Origin of the sequence: Streptococcus pseudopneumoniae (assembly GCF_001072925.1) — a bacterium.
In the GTDB taxonomy this organism is placed as follows: Bacteria; Bacillota; Bacilli; order Lactobacillales; family Streptococcaceae; genus Streptococcus; species Streptococcus pseudopneumoniae_Q.
On sequence record NZ_JVHE01000119.1, the window covers coordinates 46,871 to 73,044 of the forward strand.

The following is a 26,174-nucleotide window of genomic DNA, read 5'->3' on the forward strand; positions in this document are numbered from 1 at the left end:
GGGAAGAAGGACAGTATATGTACCCAGATGATAGTTTAACTTTGCACACTGATTTGTATCAAATTAACATGATGCAAGTTTACTTCGACCAAGGCATTCATAACAAGAAAGCAGTTTTTGAAGTTTATTTCCGCCAACAACCTTTCAAAAACGGTTATGCTGTATTTGCAGGTTTGGAACGAATTGTGAAATACCTTGAAAATTTGCGTTTTTCGGATAGCGATATTGCTTATTTGGAGTCACTTGGTTATCATGGTGCTTTCTTGGAATATCTCCGTAATCTCAAGTTGGAATTGACTGTACGTTCTGCTCAAGAAGGGGATTTGGTATTTGCCAATGAACCGATTGTTCAAGTGGAAGGTCCTTTGGCTCAGTGTCAATTGGTTGAAACAGCTCTCTTGAACATCGTCAACTTTCAAACCTTGATTGCGACTAAGGCGGCTCGTATTCGTTCAGTCATTGAAGATGAGCCTTTGATGGAGTTCGGTACACGTCGTGCTCAAGAAATGGATGCAGCTATCTGGGGAACTCGTGCGGCTGTCATTGGTGGTGCCAATGGAACTAGTAATGTACGTGCAGGTAAGCTCTTTGGTATTCCGGTTTTAGGAACTCATGCCCATGCATTAGTTCAAGTTTATGGAAATGATTATCAGGCTTTCAAAGCTTATGCCTCAACGCACAAAAACTGTGTATTCCTAGTGGATACCTACGATACTCTTCGGATAGGTGTTCCAGCAGCAATTCAGGTTGCGCGTGAACTTGGTGATAAGATTAATTTCCTTGGTGTCCGTATTGACTCTGGAGATATCGCCTATATTTCTAAAAAAGTTCGTCAACAACTGGACGAGGCAGGATTTACAGATGCTAAGATCTATGCATCAAATGACCTTGATGAGAATACCATCCTTAACCTCAAAATGCAAAAAGCTAAGATTGATGTCTGGGGTGTAGGGACTAAGCTCATCACTGCTTATGACCAACCAGCTCTAGGAGCAGTTTATAAGGTTGTTGCCATTGAAGATGAAAATGGTCAGATGCGCAATACCATCAAACTTTCAAATAATGCAGAGAAGGTTTCAACACCAGGTAAGAAACAGGTTTGGCGCATCACCAGCCGTGAAAAAGGCAAGTCTGAAGGTGACTACATTACATACGATGGTGTAGATGTTACTAGTATGACGGAGATTAAGATGTTCCATCCAACCTATACTTACATCAAGAAAACTGTCCGCAATTTTGATGCTGTTCCTCTCTTGGTAGACATTTTCAAGGAAGGTAAGCTAGTCTATGATTTACCAAGTTTATCTGAAATTCAAGCCTATGCTCGTAAGGAATTTGACAAGCTCTGGGACGAATACAAACGTGTTCTTAACCCACAACATTATCCTGTCGACTTGGCTCGTGATGTATGGCAAGATAAGATGGACTTGATTGATAAGATGCGTAAGGAAGCTCTAGGTGAAGGAGAAGAAGAATGACCTTACAAGAAAGTATTATTCAACAATTAGGAGTAAAACCTGTGATTGATCCACAGGAAGAAATTCGTCGTTCGGTTGATTTTTTAAAGCGATATCTGAAAAAGCATCCCTTCCTTAAAAGTTTTGTATTGGGCATTTCTGGTGGTCAAGACTCGACTTTAGCTGGTCGCCTTGCCCAACTAGCTATGGAAGAAATGCGAGCAGAAACTGGAGATGATTCTTATAAATTTATCGCTGTTCGCCTGCCGTATGGAGTGCAAGCTGACGAGGATGATGCGCAAAAAGCACTAGCTTTTATCCGACCAGATGTGAGCTTGGTCGTTAATATAAAGGAATCTGTAGATGCAATGGCAGCGGCAGTAGAGGCTACTGGTAGTCCAATGTCAGACTTTAATAAAGGGAATATCAAGGCTCGTAGTCGTATGATTGCTCAGTATGCCCTAGCAGGTGCTCATAGCGGAGCAGTTATCGGGACTGACCATGCTGCAGAAAATGTTACAGGTTTCTTTACCAAGTTCGGTGACGGCGGTGCAGATATTCTTCCTCTCTATCGCCTCAACAAACGTCAAGGAAAACAACTATTGAAGGAGCTCGGAGCTGATCCTGCTCTCTATGAAAAAGTACCGATTGCCGATCTAGAAGAAGAGAAACCAGGATTGGCAGATGAAGTTGCACTCGGTGTAACCTACGCAGAGATTGATGACTACCTCGAAGGTAAACAAGTCAGCCCAGAAGCCCAAGCAACCATTGAAAAATGGTGGTACAAAGGCCAACACAAACGCCACCTACCAATCACTGTCTTTGATACGTTTTGGGAGTAAAAAGGTCCGGGGGACCTTTTTACCTTCTTGCCTAGAAATTAGAAAGCAAGAATAACCTCCGGGGGAGGTTTTTACCCCGAGTCTAGAAACAGGAGAACGAGGAAAGTCCGGAGGACCTTTTTCACTTTATAACTTGCAATAGGAGACTGAGATAGGTCAATGTAAGTTTGAGCCCATCCATAAAATAGAAAGCGAGTTACGATTATGAAAGCACTAGGTACACAAAATATAGAGACAGAACGTTTGATTTTGAGGAGATTTGTGGAAGGTGATGCCCGAGCTATGTTTGAGAATTGGGCTTCTCGTCTAGATAATCTAACCTATGTTACTTGGGATCCGCACCTGAATGTCGAACAGACTCGAAACTCTATTGGCAATTGGGTAGCATCCTATGACAATCCTAACTATTACAAATGGGCCATTTGTCTCAAAGAAAATCCAAATTTTGTCATTGGAGATATTAGTCTGGTCAGTGTGGATGAAGAAAACTCTAGCTGTGAGATCGGATATATCTTAGGAATGGACTACTGGGGACGAGGACTCATGACAGAAGCCTTGAAAGCAGTTTTATCATACTGTCTGGATGAGATTGAATTTAAAGAGGTTAATGCCTGCTATGCAAGTTTAAATCCCGCTTCTGGTCGTATCATGGAAAAGGCGGGTATGACTTTTTGGAAGACAATTCCAAATGCAGTTGAACGAAAAGGTTATATCGCTGATAAAATTTATTATCAAATCAAAAAATAAGATGGAAAAGAATAACTTTTCCATCTTATTTTTTATAATATACTTTTTAATCAAAATAAAGTAAATCTTTGCTGGTGCTTGTAAAGAGGTCGAAGCCATCCTTGGTAACAACACCGCAGTCTTCGATACGGACACCGACTTTACCTGGAATATAGATACCAGGTTCAACTGAGAAGCACATGCCTTCTTCGATGACCATGTCGTTTCCTTCCATGATGGAAGGAAATTCGTGGACGTCCATACCGATACCATGACCGAGACGGTGGTTGAAGTACTCACCGTAGCCAGCTTTTTCGATCACTTCACGGGCAGCTCGGTCTACTTCATGAGCTGTCACACCAGGTTTGATAAAGTCAAGGGCAGCTTGTTGGGCTTCAAGAGTCAAGTTGTAAATATCTTTCTTGAATTGGTCAGGTTTACCAACAGCGACTGTACGAGTCATATCTGATGCATAACCATTGACCATAACACCAAGGTCAAATAGGAGAAGGGCATTGTTCTCAACCTTGTTTGCTCCAGGAATACCATGTGGGTTTGCAGCGTTATCACCAGTCAAGACCATGGTATCAAAGCTCATTTCATAGCCTTCACGTTTCATAGCAAAATCAATTTGTGCAATGATATCTGTTTCGGTATTGTCAAGAGAGATATTGTCAAAACCAACCTTAACAGATTTGTCTGCATAGAGACCTGCAACCATCATCTTTTGCACTTCGTCTGCTGATTTGATCAAGCGCATGCGTTGGATCAATGGAGTCAAGTTTTCAAACTCCGCAGTTTCAAAGACAGATTTTAAACCGTGGTATTTAGTCAAGATGAGATTATCAAACTCAACTGCTACACGTTTGAAATCAAGCTGTGGCAAGGCGTTTTGGATTTTCTTCCAAGGATTTTCAGAGTCCACGTAGCCAACTACTGGGAAAGAGACAGTGCTAGTTGCACGTTCAACCTCAAGTGCTGGAACGAAGAGAAGCGGTTCCTGATCTGCAAGGACAAAAAGGAACATTTGACGTTCGTGTGGATCACTGTAAAAGCCAGTGAGGTAATTAATTGTGACGGGGTCAGATACGACAGCGACGTCTAGCTTTTCTGATTCAAGATAAGTTAAGATTTGTTGTAATTTAGACATATGCTACCTTCTTTCTACCCCTCTATTTTTGCAAAAATTAGTAGAAAATGCAAGAGAGAAGGGGAAAAGAGCCTAAAAAAATTCCAACAGCCGAAGCAAGTTGGAATCTAAATATTAGTTAAAATCTGCTTTGCTCTTAACATCGCCATATTCTTCAGCAACTTCTTGGCTGAGAATGTCTTCGTAAGCTGGAAGGACAAGATCCTGACCGTATTTCTTTTTGAGGGCAAGAGTTACTAGGCGATAAGCGAGATTGGCATTTCGGGAGAGGATAGGTCCGTGGAAGTAGGAACCAAAGACATTTTTATAGTGAACACCTTCACCGACCTTTTCTTCATTGTTTCCATTTCCATAAACAACTTGGCCAAGCGGTTTTTGGTCCTCTGAAAGGAAGGTGCGGCCTTGGTGGTTTTCAAAGCCATAATAAGTTTCATTAAATTCTTCATTATGAATTTTAATGTCACCGATAAAGCGGTTGTTGGTTTGGTTAAGGGTGTAATGTCCCATGACACCTAGACCTTCGATGCGTCTTCCAGAAGCTTCAATATAGTATTGACCCAGTAATTGGAAACCGCCACAGATAGCTAGGACGACCCCATCATTTTGGATAAAGTTGTCAATGCTTTCTTTTTTATCTGGCAAATCACCAGCAATGATGCTCTGTTCAAAGTCCTGGCCGCCACCGAAAAAGGCGATGTCGTAGTGATTTTCATCGAAATCATCATGAAGTGAAACGATGTCAACTGTCACATGGGCCCCAAGCTTTTCAGCGACGTACTTGAGCATGAGGATATTCCCGTTATCTCCGTAGGTATTCATGAGGTTACCATAGAGGTGGGCGATATTTAGCTGGTAAGGATAGTTGCCGTCTTTTGAGGAAAGTGAAGTATAAACCATTAGTTCATCTCCTTTCTAACAAGCTGACGATTAGCTAGTAAATCTCGGAATTCCAGCATGGCCGTATAAGTCGCAAGGATATAAGCATGTTTGCAGTCTTGAGCTTCAATCGTTTTAAGAACTTGTTCCAGACTGCTTGTTTCAGTGATTTTATCAGCTGGATAACCAGTTACTCGAAGACGACGAGCGATTTCAGAATGACGAACGCCACCGGCGTTGATTTCTGGGATATCCATGTCAGTAATTTGTTCAAAATCAGCATCCCAAATCCAGCTGGTATCAATCCCGTCTGCATAGTTGGCATTTAGGAGAACAGAAAGGCTAAACGGATAAGGAGCTAGTTTTATCATTTCAATAGCTTGGGTAGCACCAACAGGATTTTTGATGAGAACCAGTGTACATTCCTTATCACCGATATGGAAGGTCTCCTGGCGACCGAATACAGCACGGCTCTTGTCAAATCCTTGTTTGATCAGTTGAGAATCGGCTCCAAGGTAACGGGCAATAGCAACCGCAGCTAGAGCATTGTAAATATTGTAGAGTCCACCAATTTGAATACCGTATTCTTGACCATCGATAACAAAGCTAGAACGATTGTTAGTCAATTCCACCAATTCTGTCAGACGGTAGTCCAAGTCAGGACGTTTACATCCACAGTTTTCGCAGATATAAGCTCCTAAGTTGGCATAAGTATTAAGCTCATATTTCAAAATACTTTGACAGTCTGGGCAGAGAATACCTTCAGTATTGTAGTGAGCAAGTTTTGCTGGACCTTTTTCCAAATCAAAACCAAAATACTGAACAGGATTTGGAATTGCAGGCTTGTAGAAAAGTGGACTGTCACCGTTAAGGAGGACAGTAGCAGTAGGAACTTTTCGAATAGCATCCAAAATCATCTTGTAGGTCGTATAAATCTCTCCGTAGCGGTCCATTTGGTCACGGAAGATATTGGTAATGACGAAAAGACTAGGCTGGATATAGTCACAGATGTGTGAGAGACTAGCTTCATCGATTTCAAGAACCGCAATATTTTTTCCAGTTTTTGAAGATTTTGCAGTCAAGAAAGTCGTTGTAATCCCTGTGATCATGTTGGCACCACTTGGATTAGTTAAAACTTGACCATAAATTTCCTTAAGGATACCGACAGTGAGAGCGGTTGTCAAGGTTTTTCCATTGGTACCAGTTACCACAACAATCTCATAGTTCTTCGCTAAATGTTGTAAAATATCTTTATCAAATTGAAGGGCAAGTTTTCCAGGCAGCGTACTTCCACGTCCAAGACGACTCAAAATAAAGTGAGAAGAACGCCCAGCAAGAAGGCCCAAAGTAGTTTTTAATTTCATGTTTCTATTATATCATAAATGCTGAAAAAGACAGATTTGAGATTTTAGAAAAAGAAAAACAGCCCAAGGAGGGCTGCTTTCTATTATTAAATCTATTAAATCGCAAACAAGTCATTCAAGTTCTCAGCCAAGGTTGGGTGAGTGAAGATTTGTTTTGTGAAGTAAGTGTATGGAATCTTGTTGTCCATTGCAACAGTGATGATGTTGATGATTTCTTGTGAACCTTCAGAGAAGATAGTTGCGCCAAGAATTTCTTTTGTTTCAGTATTGACAACAGCTTTGAAGGCACCACGAAGGTCACCATTTACATGTCCACGAGGCATAGCTGCAACAGGGATTTCCTTAACAGCGTATGGAAGCTTCAATTCAGCAGCTTGGCTTTCAGTCAAACCAACTTGTGAAAGTGCAGGTGTGATGAACATAGTATTTGGTACATTGAGACGGTCTTCAAGGGTGTAGCTGCCATCACCAGCAAGGTAGCTGTATACAACACGGAAGTCATCAAGTGAAATGTAAGTGAATTGAAGGCCGCCGTTGACATCTCCAACTGCAAAGACACCAGGAACGTTTGTTTGACAATGTTTGTCCACCTTGATAGCACCACGTTCAGTTAGTTCAATATCTGTATTTTCAAGTTGTAGAGGTTCAACATTTGGTTTACGTCCTGTTGCATAGAGAAGGGCATCGAAACGATAGGTTTCATTTTCAGTCACAACAAGAACTTGGTCACCATCGTTTTTGATTTCAGTAGTATGGATGTTTTGAAGCAATTCGATGCCGTCTTCTTCCATGTATTGTTTAGCAAGAGCTGCGATGGAAGGTTCTGCACGAGGTAAGAAAGTGTCCATTGCATCTAAGACTGTTACCTTGCTTCCGAGTTTGTTGTAAAGACCAGCAAATTCAAGACCAATGTTTCCACCACCAAGAATTCCAAGTTTTTCAGGCAATTGTTCCAAGTTTTGGATTCCTGTTGAGTCAAAGACGTTCTTACTTGTAGCAAGACCTGGGATTGGTAATACATTTGAAACAGCACCAGTGTTGATGACGATAGTTTCAGCTGTTAGTTCTTGTTTTTCATCACCAGCTTGAATTTCAATAACCTTGTTTGAGACAAAGTGTGCTTCAGCATCAAAGATATCTACACCTGTACCAGCTACAGTAGCATAATTTTTTCCATTGAGGCGTGTAGTAACCGTATTTTTAGTAGCCATGACTTCCTCAAAAGACAAGTCTTTCTCAGCAGCAACTAGCAAGGTTTTAGTTGGGATGCAACCGATATTGATACAAGTTCCACCGTACATCGCCTTACTACGTTCGATAAGGGCAACCTTTTTACCAGCTGAAGCTAGTTTTCCAGCAAGCGTTTTACCTGCCTTACCAAATCCTATTACAATTAAATCGTATGTTAACATTTTTATTCCTCCTGTTCGATTTTCATTCTAGCACAAGAAAAAAACTTTTGCACAAATCTGCTACGGAAAATAGTTTCAGGAACCGAATGCTCTAACAAATACTTTTTGAGTGAAGCAAATCGATAGAAAAATCGTTTACATGACTTAATCAGGAGGTTAGACTATCTTTTGACCCTCTCTTATGTTATACTAGATAAGTTGCAAAAAAGCAGTACTTTTCTTTAGTGGAAAAGAAGCAACACGGTCTTTCATAAAAGATATGAAAGTACGTCATGACAAGAAAAGTATAAACTAAGCGCTATAGGATGGCTTCGCACCATCTTTAGAAAGAAGAATAACGTGAAATTTAATGAATTTAATCTTTCAGCTGATTTATTAGCAGAAATTGAAAAAGCAGGATTTGTAGAAGCAAGTCCTATCCAAGAGCAAACCATTCCTTTGGCTCTTGAAGGGAAAGATGTTATCGGACAAGCCCAAACTGGTACAGGAAAAACTGCTGCCTTTGGTTTGCCAACCCTTGAAAAAATCCGTACAGAAGAAGCAACTATTCAAGCTTTGGTGATTGCCCCAACTCGTGAACTAGCTGTGCAAAGTCAGGAAGAACTCTTCCGCTTTGGTCGAAGCAAGGGTGTAAAAGTCCGTTCTGTTTATGGTGGTTCAAGTATCGAAAAACAAATCAAGGCTCTTAAATCAGGTGCTCATATCGTAGTTGGAACACCAGGTCGTCTCCTAGATTTGATCAAACGCAAGGCCTTGAAATTGCAAGATATTGAGACTCTTATTCTTGATGAAGCGGACGAAATGCTTAACATGGGCTTCCTTGAGGATATTGAAGCCATCATCTCTCGTGTCCCAGAAAATCGTCAAACCTTGCTCTTTTCAGCAACTATGCCTGAAGCTATCAAACGCATCGGGGTTCAGTTTATGAAAGAACCTGAGCATGTGAAGATTGCTGCCAAGGAGTTGACAACAGAACTAGTAGACCAGTACTATATCCGAGTTAAGGAACAAGAAAAATTTGACACTATGACTCGTCTTATGGATGTTGAACAGCCTGAGTTGTCTATTGTCTTCGGTCGTACAAAACGTCGTGTAGATGAGTTGACTCGTGGTCTGAAAATCCGTGGCTTCCGTGCAGAAGGGATTCATGGAGATTTGGACCAAAACAAACGTCTTCGTGTCCTTCGCGATTTTAAAAATGGCAATCTGGATGTCCTCGTAGCAACGGACGTTGCGGCTCGTGGTTTGGATATCTCAGGTGTGACTCATGTCTATAATTACGACATTCCACAAGATCCAGAGAGCTATGTTCACCGTATCGGTCGTACAGGTCGTGCTGGTAAGTCAGGTCAATCGATTACTTTCGTAGCACCAAATGAGATGGGCTACCTTCAAATCATCGAAAACTTGACTAAAAAACGCATGAAGGGGTTGAAACCAGCGACAGCAGAAGAAGCCTTCCAAGCTAAAAAGCATGTTGCGTTGAAGAAAATTGAACGTGACTTTGCCGATGAGACTGTTCGTGGAAACTTTGACAAATTCGCAAAAGACGCTCGTAAACTTGCAGCTGAATTCAGTCCAGAAGAATTGGCAATGTATATCCTAAGCTTAACTGTTCAGGATCCAGATAGTCTTCCAGAAGTTGAAATTGCGCGCGAGAAACCATTGCCATTTAAACCATCTGGTGGTGGATTTGGTGGTAAAGGCAAGGGAGGACGTCGTGGTGAGGATCGTCGAGATCGTGATCGCCGTCGCGACAATCGTCGTGGCGAACGTCGAGATGACTTCAAAAAAGGCAGTCGCAAAAACGACCGCTTTGAAAAGGAAAAACGTTATCGTAAGGATAATAAAAAACCACGCAATACTTCAAGCGAGAAGAAAACTGGTTTTGTAATCCGTAACAAGGGCGATAAATAATAAAAAAAGCGGTTCACTGAGGTGGATCGCTTTTATATATAAGGAGACCGAGAGTCAAGAAAAGTTTAATACGAGAAAATAGATTTATATATTTGTTATCTTGTAATATTATATTATCAAAAATTTTGGGACCTGTCAATAAGAAAATTAGAAAAAACTAGTAAAAATTTTCGAACAGTCATGAATTGCAATTCAATAAACAATTTTCAGATAATTATTGAAATAATGGGCATTTTATGATATAATGGAAGCGATTAAATACGAGGTGAAAAATGGCACATTTATTAGAAAAAACGAGAAAAATTACGTCTATCCTGAAGCGTGCGGAGGAGAAATTACAAGATGATCTTCCATATAATGCCATCACACGCCAATTAGCGGATATTATTGATTGCAACGCTTGTATCCTAAATAGTAAGGGACGTCTTTTAGGATATTTTATGCGCTACAAGACTAATAATGATCGTGTAGAGCAATTTTTCCAATCAAAAATTTTTCCTGAGGACTATATTCAAGGTGCAAATATGATTTACGATACAGAAGCAAATCTGACTGTAGATCACGAATTAAGCATCTTTCCAGTTGAGAGTCGTGCAGATTTCGCAGAAGGTTTGACAACCATTGCTCCAATCCATGTTTCTGGGATTCGTTTGGGATCTTTGATTATCTGGCGTAATGATAAGAAATTTGAAGATGAGGATTTGATTCTTGTTGAGATTGCTAGTACGGTGGTTGGTATTCAGCTTTTGAACTTCCAACGTGAAGAAGACGAGAAAAATATCCGTCGTCGTACAGCCGTAACGATGGCAGTCAACACCCTTTCTTACTCTGAGTTACGAGCAGTATCAGCTATTTTAGGTGAATTGAAAGGCAATGAAGGACAATTAACTGCGTCAGTCATTGCAGACCGTATCGGTATTACGCGTTCTGTGATTGTCAATGCCCTTCGAAAACTCGAATCAGCAGGAATTATTGAAAGTCGTTCACTGGGGATGAAGGGAACTTATCTTAAGGTCTTGATCCCAGATATTTTTGAAGAAGTGAAAAAGAGGGACTATTAATGGCTAAGGCTTTAATTTCGATTGACTATACAGAAGATTTTGTAGCGGATCATGGAAAATTGACAGCAGGAGCTCCTGCTCAAGCAATATCAGAAGTAATCAATCAGGTAACTAGATTAGCATTTGACCGTGGAGATTATATTTTCTTTACCATTGATGCTCATGAGGAAAATGATGTCTTTCATCCAGAAAGTAAACTATTTCCCCCTCATAATCTGATTGGGACTAGCGGGCGTAATCTATATGGTAAGTTAGCTGAATTTTATCAGGAACAGGCCCAGGATAGTCGTGTTTTCTGGATGGACAAACGTCACTATTCGGCTTTTTCTGGCACAGATTTGGATATCCGTCTGAGGGAGCGTCGCGTGGATACAGTCATCTTAACAGGTGTTCTTACAGATATCTGTGTATTGCATACGGCTATCGATGCCTATAATCTTGGGTATCAGATTGAAGTTGTCAAGCCAGCAGTCGCATCCATTTGGCCTGAAAACCATCAGTTTGCACTTGGACATTTTCAGAATACATTAGGAGCGAAACTCCTTGATGAAAATCTTGTTGAAATCAAAGAATAATGTATTCAAAAAAACTGAAAAAAATCTGAAAAAGTGTTGACAAAGTTATTGAAAGTTGATATACTAGTAAAGTAATCGACGCGGGGATGGCGGAATTGGCAGACGCGCAGGACTAAGGATCCTGTGACCGCTTTAGGTCGTGAGGGTTCAAGTCCCTCTCTCCGCATAGGAAAAGAGTTAGCTTCGGCTAGCTCTTTATTTTTATATAAACAAGGGCAAAGATTTTGCTCTTTTTTTGTGATTTCATAAACATTTCATATTTGGATATTATAATAGTTTTACAAATATGGAGGTGTTATATGAATCCCACTCAAAGAGCTTGGGCTTACGTCAGCAGAAAACGACTGAGAAGTCTCATTTTATTCTTGATTCTATTTGTCTTATTGGCTGGAATATCGGCTTGTCTGACGCTTATGAAGTCCAACAAAACAGTAGAAAATAATCTCTATCGCTCATTAAATACGTCTTTTTCTATTAAAAGAATAGAAGCAGATCAGACTTTTCAACTGTCTCAACTAGATGACCTTAAAAAAATACAGGGGCTTGAGGAGATTTCTCCTGAGCTAGAAACAATAGCCAAGTTAGCTGACAAAGAAGTCGTTACTGGAGAACAAAGTATCCAAAGGGATGATTTGACAGAGGCTGAAAAGAATCTTATCAGTTTGATTGCATTAGAAGACTCTTCCAAGGATGTTTCTTTTACAAGTTCCGCCTTTACCCTTAAAGAAGGAAGACATCTCGAAAAAGGGGATAGTAAAAAAATCTTAGTCCATGAAGAATTAGCTAAGAAGAATAACTTAAAACTTGGGGATAAGATTAGTTTAAATCCTGGTCAAGTTGAAGGAAATAGTGGACAAAGGCTAGACTATGAAATCGTAGGTATTTTCTTAGGTAAGAAGCAAGAGAAATTTACCGGTCTCTCATCAGACTTTAGTGAAAACACGGTCTATACAGACTACGAAAGTAGCCAAACTCTTCTTGGAAATAAGGAAGCTCAAGTTACTGCCGCTCGTTTCTATCTAGAAAATCCAAAAGATATGGACAGCATCATTCAAGAGGTTGAAAAGTTATCCCTGGAAACGAAAGGCTACCAAGTCGAAAAGGAAAATAAGGCTTTTGAACAAATCAAGGATTCAGTTTCGACCTTCCAAACCTTCTTACAAATTTTCCTCTATGGCGTTATGATTGCTGGTGTAGGAGCGCTAATCTTGGTCTTATCTCTTTGGTTACGAGAGCGAGTCTACGAGGTTGGTATTTTATTGGCACTAGGGAAGGGAAAAGGAGCAATCTTTAGCCAATTCTGCCTGGAAGTCATCCTAGTTTCATTGGCATCTATTTTGCCGGCATTTGTAGCTGGGAATGCCATTACTTCCTATCTCTTGAAGACTGTACTAGCAAGCGATGACCAAGCTGCACTACAAGATACGCTAGCAAAAGCAACGAACCTTTCAACAAATCTTCTATCATTTGGAGAATCTTATATCTTTTTACTTGTGATTAGTTGTTTATCGGTTGCACTTTGTTTTATCTTTTTATTTAGAAAATCACCGAAAGAAATTTTATCATCCATCAGTTAATAAAGGAGAAATCATGACTTTACTACAATTACAAGATCTTACTTATCGTTACAAGAACACTGCAGAAGCAGTATTATATAAAATCAATTACGATTTTGAACCAGGCAAGTTTTATAGTATTATCGGAGACTCAGGAGCTGGGAAGTCAACACTCTTATCTCTATTAGCAGGACTTGATAGCCCAGTCGAAGGAGCTATCTTATTCGAAGGCAAGGATATTCGTGAACAAGGTTATTCTTATCATCGCATGCACCATATCTCTTTGGTTTTCCAAAACTATAACTTGATTGATTATCTTTCTCCATTGGAAAATATCCGCTTGGTTAATAAAAAAGCTAGCAAGGATATCCTTCTTGAACTTGGTTTAGATGAAAGTCAAATCAAGCGGAATGTTCTCCAATTATCAGGAGGGCAGCAACAACGGGTGGCCATTGCTCGTAGCCTTGTATCGGAAGCACCAGTGATTTTAGCGGATGAACCAACAGGAAACCTAGATCCTAAGACAGCTGGGGATATCATTGACCTGCTCAAATCTCTTGCTGAGAAAACAGGCAAGTGTGTGATCGTTGTGACCCACAGTAAGGAAGTAGCACAGGCGTCAGATATTACACTGGAATTGAAGGATAAAAAGCTGACAGAAACAAGAAGAAATAGTAACTAAAACTTTTAAATATATAAGCGAAGTAAATCTAGAAAGGAATCTTATGTTACACAACGCATTTGCCTATGTCACAAGAAAATTTTTTAAGTCGCTTGTGATCTTTCTCATCATTCTCTTGATGGCTAGTTTGAGTTTGATCGGCTTGTCTATCAAGGGTGCGACAGCCAAGGCTTCTCAAGAAACCTTTAAGAATATCACCAATAGTTTTTCTATGCAAATCAATCGTAGAGTTAACCAAGGAACTCCACGTGGTGCAGGGAATATCAAGGGTGAAGATATTAAAAAAATTACTGAAAATAAGGCCATCGAATCTTACATCAAACGTATCAATGCTATCGGTGATTTAACAGGCTACGAATTGATTGAGACACCTGAAACCAAGAAAAATCTAACGCCAGATCGAGCTCAACGTTTTGGAAGTAGTTTGATGATAACAGGTGTTAATGACTCTTCTAAAGAAGACAAGTTTGTATCAGGCTCTTACAAACTAGTTGAAGGTGAGCATTTAACAAACGATGACAAATACCAGATTCTCATGCACAAAGACTTGGCTGCTAAACATGGCTGGAAGGTAGGAGATAAGGTCAAACTGAACTCCAATATTTACGATGCCGATAATGAAAAAGGAGCCAAGGAAACAGTAGAAGTAACGATCAAAGGACTCTTTGATGGACATAACAAATCTGCTGTGACCTACTCACAAGAACTTTATGAGAATACAGCTATCACAGATATTCACACAGCTGCCCAGCTCTATGGTTATACTGAAGATACAGCTATCTATGGCGATGCTACCTTCTTTGTAGCTGGAGATAAGAACCTAGATAGTGTCATGCAAGAACTAGGGTCAATAAACGGCATCAACTGGAAAATGTATAGCTTGATTAAGAGTTCATCTAACTATCCTGCCCTTGAACAATCCATCTCCGGCATGTACAAGATGGCTAATCTGCTTTTCTGGGGTAGCTTGAGCTTTTCTGTTCTACTACTTGCTCTCTTACTCACACTTTGGATTAACGCCCGTCGTAAAGAGGTTGGAATTCTCCTTTCAATTGGTCTTAAACAAGCAAGTATTCTAGGTCAATTTATCACAGAAGCAGTTATGATTGCTATTCCAGCTCTCATTTCAGCCTACTTCCTAGCTAATTATACAGCTCGTGCTATTGGAAATACAGTACTAGCCAATGTCACATCAGATGTGGCTAAGCAGGCAAGTAAGGCAGCCCAAGCCTCTAATCTCGGTGGTGGTGCAGAAGTTGACGGCTTTAGCAAGACTCTTTCAAGTTTGGATATTTCTATTCAACCTTCAGACTTTGCCATCATCTTTGTACTTGGCTTGGTTCTAGTAGTACTAGTTATGGCACTTGCTTCCAGCAATCTCCTCTTTAAACAACCAAAAGAACTCTTGTTGGATAGTGAATAAAAAAACCTGCTACCTATTCTCACTCAAATGAGATATAATATAGGTAGCATTTTTGTTAGAAAAGGATTTATATGAAAATTCTAATTGTAGAAGATGAAGACATGATCCGTGAGGGAATTAGTGATTACTTGGCGGATTGTGGCTATGAAACCCTTCAGGCAGCAGATGGCCTTGAGGCCTTAGAACAATTTTCTCATCATCAGGTTGCCTTGGTTCTCCTAGATATTCAAATGCCTAAACTCAATGGTTTAGAGGTCTTATCAGAAATCCGCAAGACCAGTCAAGTTCCTGTTTTGATGTTGACAGCTTTTCAAGACGAGGAGTATAAGATGAGTGCCTTTGCTGCATTAGCAGATGGTTATTTGGAAAAGCCTTTTTCTCTATCTTTGTTAAAAGTACGAGTGGATGCCATCTTTAAACGTTATTATGATACTGGTCGTATTTTTACCTATAGAGACACCGAGGTAGACTTTGACAGTTATAGCGCCAAAGTGGCTGGCCAAGAGGTTGCAGTGAATGCAAAAGAACTGGAAATTTTAGACTATCTGGTTAAAAATGAAGGTCGAGCCTTAACACGGTCGCAGATTATCGATGCTGTATGGAAGATGACAGATGAGATCCCTTTTGACAGAGTGATCGATGTCTATATCAAGGAACTACGGAAAAAATTGGATTTAGACTGTATTCTTACCGTGCGCAACGTTGGTTATAAATTGGAGAGAAAATGAGACGTTCAGGTTTATTTAAAAAAATTTTTATCTATACCTTCTCGGTATTTTCTACCTTGGTCATTTGTTTGCATTTGGCCATCTATTTCCTCTTTCCATCGACCTATCTCAGTCACCGTCAGGAGAGCATAGGCCTCAAGGCTACCGAAATTGCACAATCCCTCCAAGGAAAGGACAGTCAAACTATCCAGGAAGTCCTTGAACTCTATTCTCAAAGTAGTGATATTAAGGGATCTATCAAGGGAGAGATGACCCAAGATAAGTTGGAGGTCAAGGACAATCTTCCCATTGATAAAGAACGACAAACAGCCTCCTTGGTCATTGAGGAAAGAGAAGTTCAAACCAAGGATGGTCAGACTATGACCTTGCAGTTTTTAGCCTCTATGGATTTGCAGAAAGAAGCAGAAGACATCAGTCTTCAATTTCTGCCTTATACTTTATTAGCGTCTTTCATCATTTCGCTCCTCATCGCCTTTATCTATGCGAAAACCATTGTAGCTCCGATTTTGGAAATCAAACGAGTGACTCGACGGATGATGGACTTGGATGCTCAAGTACGCTTGCGCGTGGATTCCAAGGATGAGATTGGTGATCTCAAAGACCAGATTAATAGTCTCTATCAGCATCTCTTGACCGTTATTGCAGACTTGCATGAGAAAAATGAGGCAATCCTCCAACTAGAAAAAATGAAGGTAGAGTTTTTGAGAGGTGCTTCCCATGAGCTCAAGACACCTCTTGCTAGTCTGAAGATTCTTCTGGAAAATATGCAAGCCAATATCGGACGTTATAAAGATAGAGACCATTACCTTGGAGTTTCTCTAGGAATTGTGGATGATTTAAGTCACCATGTCCAGCAAATTCTATCCCTTTCTTCGGTACAGGAATTGCGAGATAAGAAGGAAGAAATCAATCTTTTGGATATGACCAATCTTCTATTGAAGGACTATGACTTATTAGCCAAAGAGAGAGAAATCACTGTAGACAATCAACTGACTAACCAACAAACTTATCTAAATCCTTCTGTACTCAAGCTTATTCTTTCCAATCTTATCAGTAATGCTGTGAAACACTCTGTTCAAGGAGGCTATCTAAAAATTGGAGCAAAAGATGGTTGGGTTTTCATTGAGAACGCCTGTACACCTGAGGAGCAAGATAAGTTTGAACAATCCTTTACGGCTTCTAGTCGACAAAGTAAGGGAGCTGGCTTGGGACTTTTCGTGGTCAAAAGTTTATTAGAAAATGAAGAAATTAACTATCATTTTGAAAGAGCTGAAGATCACCTAGTATTTTTCATGAAGCTACCTCAGACCGAGTTGGAAAGTGATTAAGAAAGGGTTTACATCTATCTAATTGGAAGAAATTCAATCTAAAGTATGGGAAAAACTAGCTTTTTTTGCTAAAAAGTGATAAAATGAACAATGTAAATGGGATGTCCCATAAAAATATACAGGAGGCCTGATAAAATGGCAATCGTTTCAGCAGAAAAATTTGTCCAAGCAGCTCGTGACAACGGTTATGCAGTTGGTGGATTTAACACAAACAACCTTGAGTGGACTCAAGCAATCTTGCGCGCAGCAGAAGCTAAACAAGCTCCAGTTTTGATCCAAACTTCAATGGGTGCTGCTAAATACATGGGTGGTTACAAAGTTGCTCGCAACTTGATCGCTAACCTTGTTGAATCAATGGGTATCACTGTACCAGTAGCTATCCACCTTGACCACGGTCACTACGAAGATGCACTTGAGTGTATTCAAGTTGGTTATACTTCAGTAATGTTTGACGGTTCACACCTTCCAGTTGAAGAAAACCTTGAAAAAGCTCGTAAAGTTGTAGAATTTGCTCACGCAAATGGTGTATCAGTAGAAGCTGAAGTTGGAACTATCGGTGGTGAAGAAGACGGAATCATCGGTGACGGTGAATTGGCTCCAATTGAAGACGCTAAAGCAATGGTTGCAACTGGTATTGACTTCTTGGCAGCTGGTATCGGTAACATCCACGGTCCTTACCCAGCAAACTGGAAAGGTCTTCACCTTGACCACTTGCAAAAATTGACTGAAGCTGTACCAGGATTCCCAATCGTATTGCACGGTGGTTCAGGTATTCCTGATGACCAAATCCAAGCAGCTATCAAACTTGGTGTTGCTAAAGTTAACGTTAACACTGAATGCCAAATCGCATTCGCTAACGCAACTCGTAAATTTGCTCGTGACTACGAAGCAAACGAAGCAGAATACGACAAGAAAAAACTCTTCGACCCACGTAAATTCTTGGCTGACGGTGTAAAAGCTATCCAAGCATCAGTTGAAGAACGTATCGACGTATTCGGTTCAGAAGGTAAAGCTTAATCTAGCTGAACAAAACATAACAGAAACCTGCCCGTAAGGGTGGGTTTTTCATTTTCCAACTCTTCTCAATCTTATTTAAAAAGTGATATAATGAAGATGGAACGAATCATTTAGTGGATTTTTTGGTAAAACTAGTTTTTAAATCAACCTTTGAAAGGAAAAATAGCCATGATATTCGATCAGTCCTTGCAAGCTTACATACATGAAGTAGATGATGTTCTTGTAGCTTGGGAAGAAAAACCAAGTGGAAATTTTGAGATGGAAGCTCAGTTGCTTGCAGCCAATTACCATAAAAATCTTTCCCGTATTCTTGCATTTATACTGCCTCATTTACAAGAATTTTATGGTCATTTCACAGATGAAGAAGCTACTGAAAAATTGGGTAAACCCATCATCGAGCCAGAAAGACAAACCGTTACTTTCTGTGATCAAACTTTTGATGATATTCATATCTTTTCTTTTGATTATCAGGGGCAAGACTTTGAAATTCTAAAGAATTTTGCCATTGATGGTTAAGGTCTGTTTTCAGTTTTAAAAAGAAGGGGAGAGACTGATGAGTACTGCTGATTTTGTCTTTGTAGAGACTAAAGAACCCGTATTCCTTGATTTACAAGCCTTTTGTCGTGCTTTGAGAGAAAGATTCCCAGGTATTATGGTTAGAGAAAGAACTAATCCCGAAAAAGCTTACTCGCTTTCTTGGGATTATCAAAGTCCTCAGCTTACCTTGGAAAGTTCACTGAGTAGCAATAAAAATGTTTTTGTGATTGATTACTTTGATTCAACGAACAGATTACAAGATTATGCCTCCTACATCATCTGGCTTCGGAAATGGTTTCCAGCTGAAGAGAAGGTTTTCTTTTGTGATGAAGGATATGAGTATGTGTTGGAGCTTCCTAGTGTTTTATCCCAAAAAGAGTTGGAAAACTACTTACGAACAAGGTTTGATGAGTGAAGAAAAAGTTCAAAGACAAATATGATATGGAAAAGTGAAAAAGGAGAATCAGATGCTTACTAGAGATGAGATTTTAGTTGCTTTGCAAGATGCAATTACTGAATACCAAGAATTTGAGTTGGCAGATGAGATTATGGATGTTATGGAGCTTTATGATCAACCCTTTGATTTGGTTGCCCCCATTTTAGAATTTATTTCCGAGCATCCAGAAGTAGATTTTGGTTCTCCAGGTTACTTGGTTCACTTTGTGGAGAGATTTTATCATCAAGGCTATGAGGATTTATTGATGGAAGTAGTTGGTAAAAAGCCAACCTTGCATAATATTTGGATGCTTCATCGATGTTGTAATGACAATGATCCAAATCTAGTCTGGCAGATTCAGGCTTTGGTTGGAGAACTTAAGAAGGATAAGACTCTTGATTCACAAGTAAGAAGCATGATTGAAGACTTAACTTGGTAGAGGGAGGTGATGTAGCATCACCTTTTTATCTTTTCTTAGGGATAAAAATTTTCGATATGAATTAACACTTGTTTTCCTTAGACATTTGCACTATAATAGGGTGTTATTAGGGCTTTCTTTCCTTATGTTGAAAAAGAAGGCAGATTTTTGGAGATAAGAAGTCGTGTTTGAATGTTCAGGAGCTTGATTTAACGATTTCTTACTAAAGGGAGATAGATATGGCAATGATAGAAGTGGAACATCTTCAGAAAAATTTTGTGAAGACTGTTAAGGAACCGGGCTTGAAGGGAGCCTTGCGCTCCTTTATTCATCCTGAAAAGCAGACCTTTGAAGCGGTCAAGGATTTAACCTTTGAAGTTCCAAAAGGGCAGATTCTAGGCTTTATCGGAGCTAATGGTGCTGGGAAGTCGACAACCATCAAAATGCTAACAGGGATTTTGAAACCGACATCTGGTTTTTGTCGGATTAACGGCAAGATTCCCCAGGATAATCGCCAAGATTATGTCAAGGATATTGGAGTCGTTTTCGGACAACGTACCCAGCTATGGTGGGATTTGGCACTGCAAGAGACCTACACGGTTTTGAAGGAGATTTACGATGTGCCAGACTCGCTTTTCCATAAGCGTATGGACTTTTTGAATGAAGTTTTGGATTTGAAGGAATTTATCAAGGATCCTGTGCGGACTCTTTCATTGGGTCAACGGATGCGGGCGGACATTGCGGCTTCCTTGCTTCACAATCCCAAAGTTCTCTTTTTAGATGAGCCGACTATTGGTTTGGATGTGTCGGTCAAGGATAACATTCGACGTGCTATCACCCAGATTAATCAGGAGGAAGAGACAACTATTCTCTTGACCACTCACGACTTGAGCGATATTGAGCAACTCTGTGATCGGATTTTTATGATTGACAAGGGGCAGGAGATTTTTGATGGGACGGTGAGCCAGCTCAAGGAGACATTTGGCAAGATGAAGACTCTCTCCTTCGATCTGACGCCAGGTCAAAGTCATCTCGTCTCTCATTATGAAGGCTTACCTGATATATCCATTGATAGACAAGGAAATAACCTGACTATTGAATTTGATAGTTCCCGCTACCAATCAGCTGATATTATCAAGCAAACCTTATCTGATTTTGAAGTCCGTGATTTGAAGATGGTAGATACGGATATTGAAGATATTATCCGTCGCTTCTATCGAAAGGAGCTCTAAGATGGTCAAATTGTGGAGACGTTATAAACCCTTTATCAATGCGGGGATTCAGGAGTTGATTACCTATCGAGTAAACTTTCTTCTTTATCGGATTGGCGATGTCATGGGGGCTTTTGTGGAATTTTATCTCTGGAAGGCTGTCTTTGATTCCTCGCAAGAGCCTTTGATTCAGGGCTTCAGTATGGCGGATATCACCCTCTATATCATCATGAGTTTTGTGACTAATTTATTAACTGAGTCAGATAGCTCCTTTATGATCGGTGATGAGGTAAAAGATGGCTCTATTATCATGCGCTTATTAAGACCAGTCCATTTTGCGGCCTCTTATCTTTTCACTGAGCTTGGGTCAAAGTGGTTGATTTTCATCTCTGTTGGCCTGCCGTTTTTAAGTGTTATTGTCTTGATGAAAATTTTATCTGGGCAAGGGGTTATGGAAGTGCTGGGATTAACCATTCTTTATCTCTTTAGCTTAACGCTGGCTTATCTGATTAACTTTTTCTTTAATATCTGTTTTGGTTTTTCAGCATTTGTGTTTAAAAATTTATGGGGTTCTCAAGTATTTAAGGCTTCACTAGTATCCTTTATGTCAGGAAGTTTGATTCCTTTGGCTTTTTTTCCAAAGGTGGTTTCAGATATTCTCTCCTTCTTACCTTTCTCATCCTTGATTTACACTCCGGTCATGATCATTCTTGGGAAATACGATACCAGTCAGATTCTTCAGGCACTTTTGCTTCAGCTTTTCTGGCTTATAGTGATGGTGGGCTTGTCTCAGTTGATTTGGAAGCGAGTCCAGTCATTTATCACCATTCAGGGAGGTTAGTATGAAAAAATATCAACGCATGCATCTGATTTTTATCAGACAGTACATCAAGCAAATCATGGAATACAAGGTAGATTTTGTGGTTGGTGTGTTGGGAGTCTTTCTGACTCAAGGCCTGAACCTCTTGTTTCTCAATGTCATCTTTCAACACATCCCCTCGCTAGAAGGTTGGACCTTTCAAGAGATTGCCTTTATCTATGGATTTTCCTCAATTCCAAAGGGATTAGATCATCTCTTTTTTGACAATCTCTGGGCTTTAGGTCAACGACTAGTTCGAAAAGGGGAGTTTGACAAGTATCTGACTCGTCCTATCAATCCTCTCTTTCACATCCTCGTTGAGACCTTTCAGATTGATGCCTTGGGTGAACTTTTGGTCGGTGGAATTTTACTAGCGACAACGGCGACTAGCATTGCTTGGACTCTTCCCAAATTCCTGATTTTTCTAGTTTGTATTCCTTTTGCGACCTTGATTTATACTTCCTTGAAAATTGCAACAGCCAGCATCGCTTTTTGGACCAAGCAGTCAGGTGCCATGATTTACATTTTCTATATGTTTAATGATTTTGCCAAGTACCCGATTTCCATTTACAATTCGCTCCTTCGTTGGTTAATTAGCTTTATTGTGCCTTTTGCCTTTACGGCCTACTATCCTGCCAGCTATTTCTTGCAGGGCAAGGATGGACTCTTTAATATTGGTGGTTTGATTCTGATTTCTCTCATCTTCTTTTGCATCTCTCTGAAACTCTGGGATAGGGGATTAGACGCTTACGAAAGTGCAGGTTCTTAATAGCAAAAATTGGACCAAATCATGAAAGGATTTTATGATGTTTGTAATTGAAGAAGTGAAAGATGCCAATCAAAAAATGGCAGTTGTCGCTGAAGTTTTAAAGAATTTGCCAGAATGGTTTGGAATACCAGAAAGTACGCAAGCCTATATCGAAGGAGCCAAGGACTTGCAAGTGTGGGCTGCCTATCAGGAGAGTGATTTGGCTGGATTTGTAAGCTTATCATATTCTAGTGAAGATTGTGCAGAGATTGACTGTCTCGGAGTAAAAAAAGCTTATCAAGGTAGAGGAATTGGTAGTCAGTTACTTGCTACTTTAGAAAGTGAAGCACGTAAAAACGTTGATTATTTACAAGTGAAAACAGTAGCAGAAGGCTCTAATAAAGATTATGACCGAACAAATGTCTTTTATCGCAGTCTTGGTTTTAAAAAATTAGAGATTTTTCCGCAACTATGGGGACCCCAAAATCCTTGTCAGATTTTAATTAAAAAGATAGATTAAGAATCCCTTGACATCCTTCCTTATAGTGCTATACTATAAGTGGATTCGCCGATTTAGCTCAGTTGGTAGAGCACCGCATTCGTAACGCGAAGGTCACAGGTTCGATTCCTGCAATCGGCATAAGAAAGAGCAATAAAATAAATATTATATTAGTTTATTAGAATCATCAATACTCATCAAAATGAGGAGGAGTATCATGAACAAGAAAGAACGGATGAAACATGTTGAGAAGACCAATGGTCGAAAAGGAACTTCATCTAGATTGGCAGAAACCCTTTCTACAATTAATAATATAAAAATGTATATCGGTCTTGCCTTAACAGCTCTAGTTATAATCATTGTTGCTAGTATCTTTTTAAATTCACCTAATCTTAAGCAAGAAGCAAATCAAACTTCTTCCTCATCTAAGACTGAAGAGACGACAAGAAGTCAGGGGAAAAAGGACGATAAAGATAAGGTAAAGGAAGAGGAAATTCAAAAGCTAAAGGAGCAATTGGCTGATTTGGATACCAAGATCTCAGAATCAGAGCAGCTCGTTAATCAATTAAAAAAAGAAGCTTCTGTTCCAAAATTAGATGTTGAAGCCCTCAGAAGTAATGATTTATCAAGTTTAGAGGGTACTTGGCGGACACAGTCTGGTAATGAATATATCATTAACGATTCAGGGGAAGTCCAATCTTCTTGGATAGTCAATGATCAAAAGCATGAGTCTATTGTCGAATTGAAGGGACCAAAAAGTCAAAATAGTAAAAATCCAGAAACAGTGTCCCTTAGTGCCTGGACGCAAGGCTCTCTTGCGGGAGGGTTTGTGGTAGTCGTTGTACCAAGTGGTGTTGTCATGGAACCTGGTGGTGATGGTAAAATAACAGACAATTCCAATCACACTGTGGATAGACTCTTTGCAGGACAACAATATGAAGGAATGTTGATGCATCCAGAAAATGTTTACTATCGCGTTAAACCAGATACGAGCCAATTAGAATCAGAAGAGAAGAATTTAGCGAAATTGAAAGCTGATCGTGATGCCATCAAATCAGCTTTAGAGTCTAAAGAAAAATGAAAAATGAATGAAAAGAAGCCAGCAATGGCTTCTTTTTTAGAAAAATTCTGACCACATAGTCTATCATATCTGCCACATAGACAAAAGCTATTGTTTGCGATTTTTATTTCTGTTATAGTTGTAATTGTTAAAGGGAGATAAAACTTCCTAACAAAATAGAAAATGAGGTCGTATCATGAAAAAAGTAGTAGGTATCGGATTTTTAGTCGTTGCAGCAGCAGTCTTGTATTTTGGTTTAGTTGGATGGCCAAGTTTGGATGTTAATATCTGGGCCCTCTTTCCAGTAGGTTTATTCCTATTTTTTACTCTTGAGAATTTGGTGAAAAAAGATTACAAGGCCAGTCTCATGAGCTTGATTATTGCCTTTATCATCGCCAATGCCATTCTTGATATCTTGCCACTTTCAAGCGGTTTGGTTATCGGTGCTGGAGTCTTGGCTTGCGTTGGAATTGGATTTCTTTTTCCTGAAGCCAACAAGTAAGAAAAATAATACAAAAAAATCTCGAGATTTTCTCGAGATTTTTTCTTTATTGACCTGCGTAATATTTTTGAATCCCTTTTACAATACCTGCAACCAATCTGTTTTGGTAGGCATCACTGCGGACTTGTTGATTCTCATTGAAATTGTCAATATATCCCAATTCCAATAGAACGGCTGGTTTATTAGTTTCTCGAAGGACAGCAAAACTACTTCGTAGACGACCTGCATCCTTAGCACCAGTTTCAGCTAATAGTGAAGAGTGGATATCTGCCGCGAGGCGATTGCTTTCACTGATTCTGTCAGGGTGGTTATGCCAGTAAGGATTGATCTTAGAAGGATAACCAGCAGCTTCTTCATAAGAATAAGTCTGGATTCCAGCTCTGTTTGAAGCTGGATTACCACTAGCATTGAAGTGAATACTAATAAAGATATCTGAGTCAGTCTTATTAACCATTCTTGAACGTTCGGTGACAAAGTCTACAAAGACATCACTGTCTCTTGAAGAAAGAACAGTATAGCCGAGTCCTTCAAGCTCCTTGCGTAGCTTTTGGTAAACTTGCATGTTCAGTTCTTTTTCGGTGATGTTATAATAAGATGCTCCAGGATCTTTACCACCATGGCCTGGATCTAGGAAGATGATATTGTTATATTTCCCCTTTTCAAACCCGTGGCTTGTAGAAGCTTCTCCAAGCCATTTTCCATCACTTTGAAATTGCTGGTCTTTCCCATTAATTTTATAGGTACCTGTAACATAGACTCCATTTTCATCTACATAGTAGCGAGCTTTATAGTAACCATCGTCAATCCATTCGCTCTTAGCCATGTAGCCACCTGCCTTGAGGTAGTAGGATCCGATCCATTGACGCTCTGCATAGGTTCCACCAGATTTCAAGTAGAACCAACTATCATAGTTTTTATCGAAAATCCATTCTTTTTCAGCCATAGCACCGCTACCTTTTAGGTAGTAGCTACCTTGCCATTGGTTGTTTGCCATAGTGGCGTCTTTGTTAAAATAGTACCAGGTACCACTAATTTTGTCCCACTTATTTTTGATTAATTTACCAGAAGCAGGGGCATAGTACCATTGTCCATCTTGTTTTACCCAAGAACTCTCAGCCATGGCACCACTATTAGTAAACAGATAGTCGTCAAAAATCGTGTTGCTGAGCATGACACCGTCTTGATCAAAATAGTACCAGACACCACCGATCTTTTCCCATTTTTGTTGAGAAATTTTTCCATAAGCGTTAGCGTAATACCATTTTTCTTGGAGTTTACTCCAACCGGAATCGATCATGGCCCCGCTACTAGTAAGGATATATCCGTCAAAAATAGTATCGCTCAACATGATGCCATCTTTGTTGAAGTAGTACCATTTTCCGTGGATTTTTTTCCAGTTAAGAACAGGGGCATTATTTTCATAGAAGCGCCAGATATTTTCCTCTAATACCCAACCTTCTTTTTGAACTTCTGGTGCCTTGTCTTCTTCTTTCTTAGTTGGATTTGTCGTTTGATTGGCATTTGCTTCAGTTGAAGGTTCAGCTTCCTTAGCTGGGAGACTGTTTTTCTCCACTTTGTCAGTAGAGGTTTCACTGTGTGTTGTTTCTACTGGGGTTGACTGTACTTTGTTCTCCTCAGCATAGCTAAGGTTGGTTGTTAGACCAAATACTGAAAGCGTAATGGCGCTTGCCAAGAGCGTTTTTTTCACTTGATTAATCTCCTATTTTTATTTTTTTATAATTTTATCAGAAAAGTGCCGCATATGGAACATTTAGTGACCAAGATCGAGG

At 39.8% G+C, this 26,174-nt stretch carries 26 protein-coding genes and 2 tRNA genes; 23 read left to right on the forward strand and 5 right to left on the reverse strand.

Annotated elements, in window-relative coordinates:
- Window positions 1-17 precede the first annotated feature (17 nt).
- The 3 genes from ADH81_RS09460 (at window position 18) to ADH81_RS09470 (ending at window position 3,046) form a co-directional block, all read left to right on the forward strand.
- On the forward strand, window positions 18-1,478 hold the full coding sequence (locus tag ADH81_RS09460; protein ID WP_049528590.1) for a nicotinate phosphoribosyltransferase: 1,461 nt from the start codon (window positions 18-20) through the stop codon (window positions 1,476-1,478).
- Window positions 1,475-2,299 (forward strand): ammonia-dependent NAD(+) synthetase, encoded by an 825-nt coding sequence (nadE, locus tag ADH81_RS09465; RefSeq protein WP_049528593.1) that lies wholly within the window; start codon window positions 1,475-1,477, stop codon window positions 2,297-2,299. The genes ADH81_RS09460 and nadE overlap by 4 nt, the downstream gene beginning before the upstream one ends.
- A 204-nt stretch (window positions 2,300-2,503) precedes the next feature.
- Window positions 2,504-3,046: a GNAT family N-acetyltransferase gene (locus ADH81_RS09470; protein ID WP_049528594.1), complete on the forward strand. Its 543-nt coding sequence runs from the start codon at window positions 2,504-2,506 to the stop codon at window positions 3,044-3,046.
- A gap of 46 nt (window positions 3,047-3,092) precedes the next feature.
- On the opposite strand, the gene ADH81_RS09475 is transcribed toward ADH81_RS09470, so the two are convergent.
- From ADH81_RS09475 to ADH81_RS09490, 4 genes are all read right to left on the reverse strand, one after another.
- The gene (locus ADH81_RS09475) at window positions 3,093-4,175 is read right to left on the reverse strand and encodes a M24 family metallopeptidase (protein ID WP_049528597.1); all 1,083 of its coding nucleotides are present in this window, start codon (window positions 4,173-4,175) and stop codon (window positions 3,093-3,095) included.
- A 114-nt stretch (window positions 4,176-4,289) separates the two neighbouring features.
- Complete coding sequence (gene gatD / locus ADH81_RS09480; RefSeq protein ID WP_049528599.1) at window positions 4,290-5,072, reverse strand: lipid II isoglutaminyl synthase subunit GatD; 783 nt, start codon at window positions 5,070-5,072, stop codon at window positions 4,290-4,292.
- Entirely contained in the window at window positions 5,072-6,415 is a 1,344-nt protein-coding gene (gene murT, locus ADH81_RS09485) for a lipid II isoglutaminyl synthase subunit MurT (protein WP_049528602.1), read from the reverse strand. Before murT ends, gatD begins: the two co-directional genes overlap by 1 nt.
- A gap of 95 nt (window positions 6,416-6,510) precedes the next feature.
- Window positions 6,511-7,827 (reverse strand): FAD-containing oxidoreductase, encoded by a 1,317-nt coding sequence (locus ADH81_RS09490; RefSeq protein WP_049528604.1) that lies wholly within the window; start codon window positions 7,825-7,827, stop codon window positions 6,511-6,513.
- Window positions 7,828-8,166: 339 nt separating this feature from the next.
- On the opposite strand from ADH81_RS09490, the gene ADH81_RS09495 reads away from it, so the two are divergent.
- The 20 genes from ADH81_RS09495 to ADH81_RS09590 all read left to right on the forward strand — a co-directional run bounded on the left by ADH81_RS09495 (window position 8,167) and on the right by ADH81_RS09590 (window position 24,384).
- Window positions 8,167-9,744 carry a DEAD/DEAH box helicase gene (locus ADH81_RS09495; RefSeq protein WP_049528606.1) on the forward strand — a complete coding sequence of 526 codons (1,578 nt, stop codon included), beginning with the start codon at window positions 8,167-8,169 and terminating at the stop codon, window positions 9,742-9,744.
- A gap of 272 nt (window positions 9,745-10,016) precedes the next feature.
- Window positions 10,017-10,805 (forward strand): GTP-sensing pleiotropic transcriptional regulator CodY, encoded by a 789-nt coding sequence (gene codY / locus ADH81_RS09500; RefSeq protein WP_000940719.1) that lies wholly within the window; start codon window positions 10,017-10,019, stop codon window positions 10,803-10,805.
- Complete coding sequence (locus ADH81_RS09505; protein WP_049528609.1) at window positions 10,805-11,380, forward strand: cysteine hydrolase family protein; 576 nt, start codon at window positions 10,805-10,807, stop codon at window positions 11,378-11,380. The genes codY and ADH81_RS09505 overlap by 1 nt, the downstream gene beginning before the upstream one ends.
- Before the next feature lie 80 nt (window positions 11,381-11,460).
- Window positions 11,461-11,546, forward strand: a tRNA-Leu gene (locus ADH81_RS09510).
- Between the two features lie 133 nt (window positions 11,547-11,679).
- Window positions 11,680-12,957: an ABC transporter permease gene (locus tag ADH81_RS09515; RefSeq protein ID WP_049528612.1), complete on the forward strand. Its 1,278-nt coding sequence runs from the start codon at window positions 11,680-11,682 to the stop codon at window positions 12,955-12,957.
- Window positions 12,958-12,970: 13 nt separating this feature from the next.
- The gene (gene vex2 / locus ADH81_RS09520) at window positions 12,971-13,618 is read left to right on the forward strand and encodes an ABC transporter ATP-binding subunit Vex2 (RefSeq protein ID WP_000173721.1); all 648 of its coding nucleotides are present in this window, start codon (window positions 12,971-12,973) and stop codon (window positions 13,616-13,618) included.
- Window positions 13,619-13,661: 43 nt separating this feature from the next.
- Window positions 13,662-15,041, forward strand: coding sequence for an ABC transporter permease subunit Vex3 (vex3, locus tag ADH81_RS09525; RefSeq protein WP_000903010.1), 1,380 nt, complete (start codon window positions 13,662-13,664; stop codon window positions 15,039-15,041).
- 71 nt (window positions 15,042-15,112) lie between these two features.
- Window positions 15,113-15,769, forward strand: coding sequence for a response regulator transcription factor VncR (vncR, locus tag ADH81_RS09530; RefSeq protein WP_000697930.1), 657 nt, complete (start codon window positions 15,113-15,115; stop codon window positions 15,767-15,769).
- Window positions 15,766-17,097, forward strand: coding sequence for a sensor histidine kinase VncS (gene vncS, locus ADH81_RS09535; RefSeq protein ID WP_001254600.1), 1,332 nt, complete (start codon window positions 15,766-15,768; stop codon window positions 17,095-17,097). The genes vncR and vncS overlap by 4 nt, the downstream gene beginning before the upstream one ends.
- A gap of 135 nt (window positions 17,098-17,232) precedes the next feature.
- On the forward strand, window positions 17,233-18,114 hold the full coding sequence (locus tag ADH81_RS09540; protein WP_049528618.1) for a class II fructose-bisphosphate aldolase: 882 nt from the start codon (window positions 17,233-17,235) through the stop codon (window positions 18,112-18,114).
- 168 nt (window positions 18,115-18,282) lie between these two features.
- Entirely contained in the window at window positions 18,283-18,630 is a 348-nt protein-coding gene (locus tag ADH81_RS09545; RefSeq protein ID WP_000575572.1) for a hypothetical protein, read from the forward strand.
- A gap of 37 nt (window positions 18,631-18,667) precedes the next feature.
- Window positions 18,668-19,066, forward strand: a complete 399-nt coding sequence (locus ADH81_RS09550; RefSeq protein ID WP_000100681.1) for a hypothetical protein — start codon at window positions 18,668-18,670, stop codon at window positions 19,064-19,066.
- A 52-nt stretch (window positions 19,067-19,118) separates the two neighbouring features.
- A complete protein-coding gene (locus tag ADH81_RS09555) occupies window positions 19,119-19,526 on the forward strand; it encodes a hypothetical protein (RefSeq protein ID WP_000957736.1) in 408 nt (135 codons plus the stop codon).
- Window positions 19,527-19,744: 218 nt separating this feature from the next.
- On the forward strand, window positions 19,745-20,737 hold the full coding sequence (locus tag ADH81_RS09560; RefSeq protein ID WP_001240803.1) for an ABC transporter ATP-binding protein: 993 nt from the start codon (window positions 19,745-19,747) through the stop codon (window positions 20,735-20,737).
- Window position 20,738: 1 nt separating this feature from the next.
- Window positions 20,739-21,557, forward strand: a complete 819-nt coding sequence (locus ADH81_RS09565) for an ABC transporter permease (protein ID WP_000240155.1) — start codon at window positions 20,739-20,741, stop codon at window positions 21,555-21,557.
- A gap of 1 nt (window position 21,558) precedes the next feature.
- Complete coding sequence (locus ADH81_RS09570) at window positions 21,559-22,344, forward strand: ABC transporter permease (RefSeq protein ID WP_000760746.1); 786 nt, start codon at window positions 21,559-21,561, stop codon at window positions 22,342-22,344.
- A 37-nt stretch (window positions 22,345-22,381) separates the two neighbouring features.
- Window positions 22,382-22,843: a GNAT family N-acetyltransferase gene (locus ADH81_RS09575; protein WP_007554548.1), complete on the forward strand. Its 462-nt coding sequence runs from the start codon at window positions 22,382-22,384 to the stop codon at window positions 22,841-22,843.
- Between the two features lie 47 nt (window positions 22,844-22,890).
- Window positions 22,891-22,963 (forward strand) — tRNA-Thr (locus ADH81_RS09580).
- Window positions 22,964-23,039: 76 nt separating this feature from the next.
- Window positions 23,040-23,903, forward strand: coding sequence for a DUF6287 domain-containing protein (locus tag ADH81_RS09585; RefSeq protein WP_049528626.1), 864 nt, complete (start codon window positions 23,040-23,042; stop codon window positions 23,901-23,903).
- A 175-nt stretch (window positions 23,904-24,078) separates the two neighbouring features.
- Window positions 24,079-24,384, forward strand: coding sequence for a hypothetical protein (locus ADH81_RS09590; protein ID WP_049528628.1), 306 nt, complete (start codon window positions 24,079-24,081; stop codon window positions 24,382-24,384).
- 46 nt (window positions 24,385-24,430) lie between these two features.
- Here the strand turns inward: ADH81_RS09590 and ADH81_RS09595 are convergent, their stop codons facing one another.
- Window positions 24,431-26,092 (reverse strand): N-acetylmuramoyl-L-alanine amidase, encoded by a 1,662-nt coding sequence (locus ADH81_RS09595; RefSeq protein WP_049528630.1) that lies wholly within the window; start codon window positions 26,090-26,092, stop codon window positions 24,431-24,433.
- Window positions 26,093-26,174 lie beyond the last annotated feature (82 nt).

Bases quoted from the DNA above. Each gene is read 5' to 3' on its own strand.
- ADH81_RS09505 (WP_049528609.1), top strand. From the start codon at position 10,805: ATGGCTAAGGCTTTAATTTCGATTGACTATACAGAAGATTTTGTAGCG.
- ADH81_RS09560 (WP_001240803.1), top strand. From the start codon at position 19,745: ATGGCAATGATAGAAGTGGAACATCTTCAGAAAAATTTTGTGAAGACT.
- murT (WP_049528602.1), bottom strand. From the start codon at position 6,415: ATGAAATTAAAAACTACTTTGGGCCTTCTTGCTGGGCGTTCTTCTCAC.
- ADH81_RS09515 (WP_049528612.1), top strand. From the start codon at position 11,680: ATGAATCCCACTCAAAGAGCTTGGGCTTACGTCAGCAGAAAACGACTG.
- ADH81_RS09545 (WP_000575572.1), top strand. From the start codon at position 18,283: ATGATATTCGATCAGTCCTTGCAAGCTTACATACATGAAGTAGATGAT.
- vncR (WP_000697930.1), top strand. From the start codon at position 15,113: ATGAAAATTCTAATTGTAGAAGATGAAGACATGATCCGTGAGGGAATT.
- vex3 (WP_000903010.1), top strand. From the start codon at position 13,662: ATGTTACACAACGCATTTGCCTATGTCACAAGAAAATTTTTTAAGTCG.
- ADH81_RS09470 (WP_049528594.1), top strand. From the start codon at position 2,504: ATGAAAGCACTAGGTACACAAAATATAGAGACAGAACGTTTGATTTTG.
- ADH81_RS09565 (WP_000240155.1), top strand. From the start codon at position 20,739: ATGGTCAAATTGTGGAGACGTTATAAACCCTTTATCAATGCGGGGATT.
- ADH81_RS09540 (WP_049528618.1), top strand. From the start codon at position 17,233: ATGGCAATCGTTTCAGCAGAAAAATTTGTCCAAGCAGCTCGTGACAAC.
- vncS (WP_001254600.1), top strand. From the start codon at position 15,766: ATGAGACGTTCAGGTTTATTTAAAAAAATTTTTATCTATACCTTCTCG.
- ADH81_RS09490 (WP_049528604.1), bottom strand. From the start codon at position 7,827: ATGTTAACATACGATTTAATTGTAATAGGATTTGGTAAGGCAGGTAAA.
- nadE (WP_049528593.1), top strand. From the start codon at position 1,475: ATGACCTTACAAGAAAGTATTATTCAACAATTAGGAGTAAAACCTGTG.
- ADH81_RS09585 (WP_049528626.1), top strand. From the start codon at position 23,040: ATGAACAAGAAAGAACGGATGAAACATGTTGAGAAGACCAATGGTCGA.
- codY (WP_000940719.1), top strand. From the start codon at position 10,017: ATGGCACATTTATTAGAAAAAACGAGAAAAATTACGTCTATCCTGAAG.
- ADH81_RS09575 (WP_007554548.1), top strand. From the start codon at position 22,382: ATGTTTGTAATTGAAGAAGTGAAAGATGCCAATCAAAAAATGGCAGTT.
- ADH81_RS09460 (WP_049528590.1), top strand. From the start codon at position 18: ATGTACCCAGATGATAGTTTAACTTTGCACACTGATTTGTATCAAATT.
- ADH81_RS09570 (WP_000760746.1), top strand. From the start codon at position 21,559: ATGAAAAAATATCAACGCATGCATCTGATTTTTATCAGACAGTACATC.
- ADH81_RS09590 (WP_049528628.1), top strand. From the start codon at position 24,079: ATGAAAAAAGTAGTAGGTATCGGATTTTTAGTCGTTGCAGCAGCAGTC.
- vex2 (WP_000173721.1), top strand. From the start codon at position 12,971: ATGACTTTACTACAATTACAAGATCTTACTTATCGTTACAAGAACACT.
- ADH81_RS09550 (WP_000100681.1), top strand. From the start codon at position 18,668: ATGAGTACTGCTGATTTTGTCTTTGTAGAGACTAAAGAACCCGTATTC.
- gatD (WP_049528599.1), bottom strand. From the start codon at position 5,072: ATGGTTTATACTTCACTTTCCTCAAAAGACGGCAACTATCCTTACCAG.
- ADH81_RS09475 (WP_049528597.1), bottom strand. From the start codon at position 4,175: ATGTCTAAATTACAACAAATCTTAACTTATCTTGAATCAGAAAAGCTA.
- ADH81_RS09555 (WP_000957736.1), top strand. From the start codon at position 19,119: ATGCTTACTAGAGATGAGATTTTAGTTGCTTTGCAAGATGCAATTACT.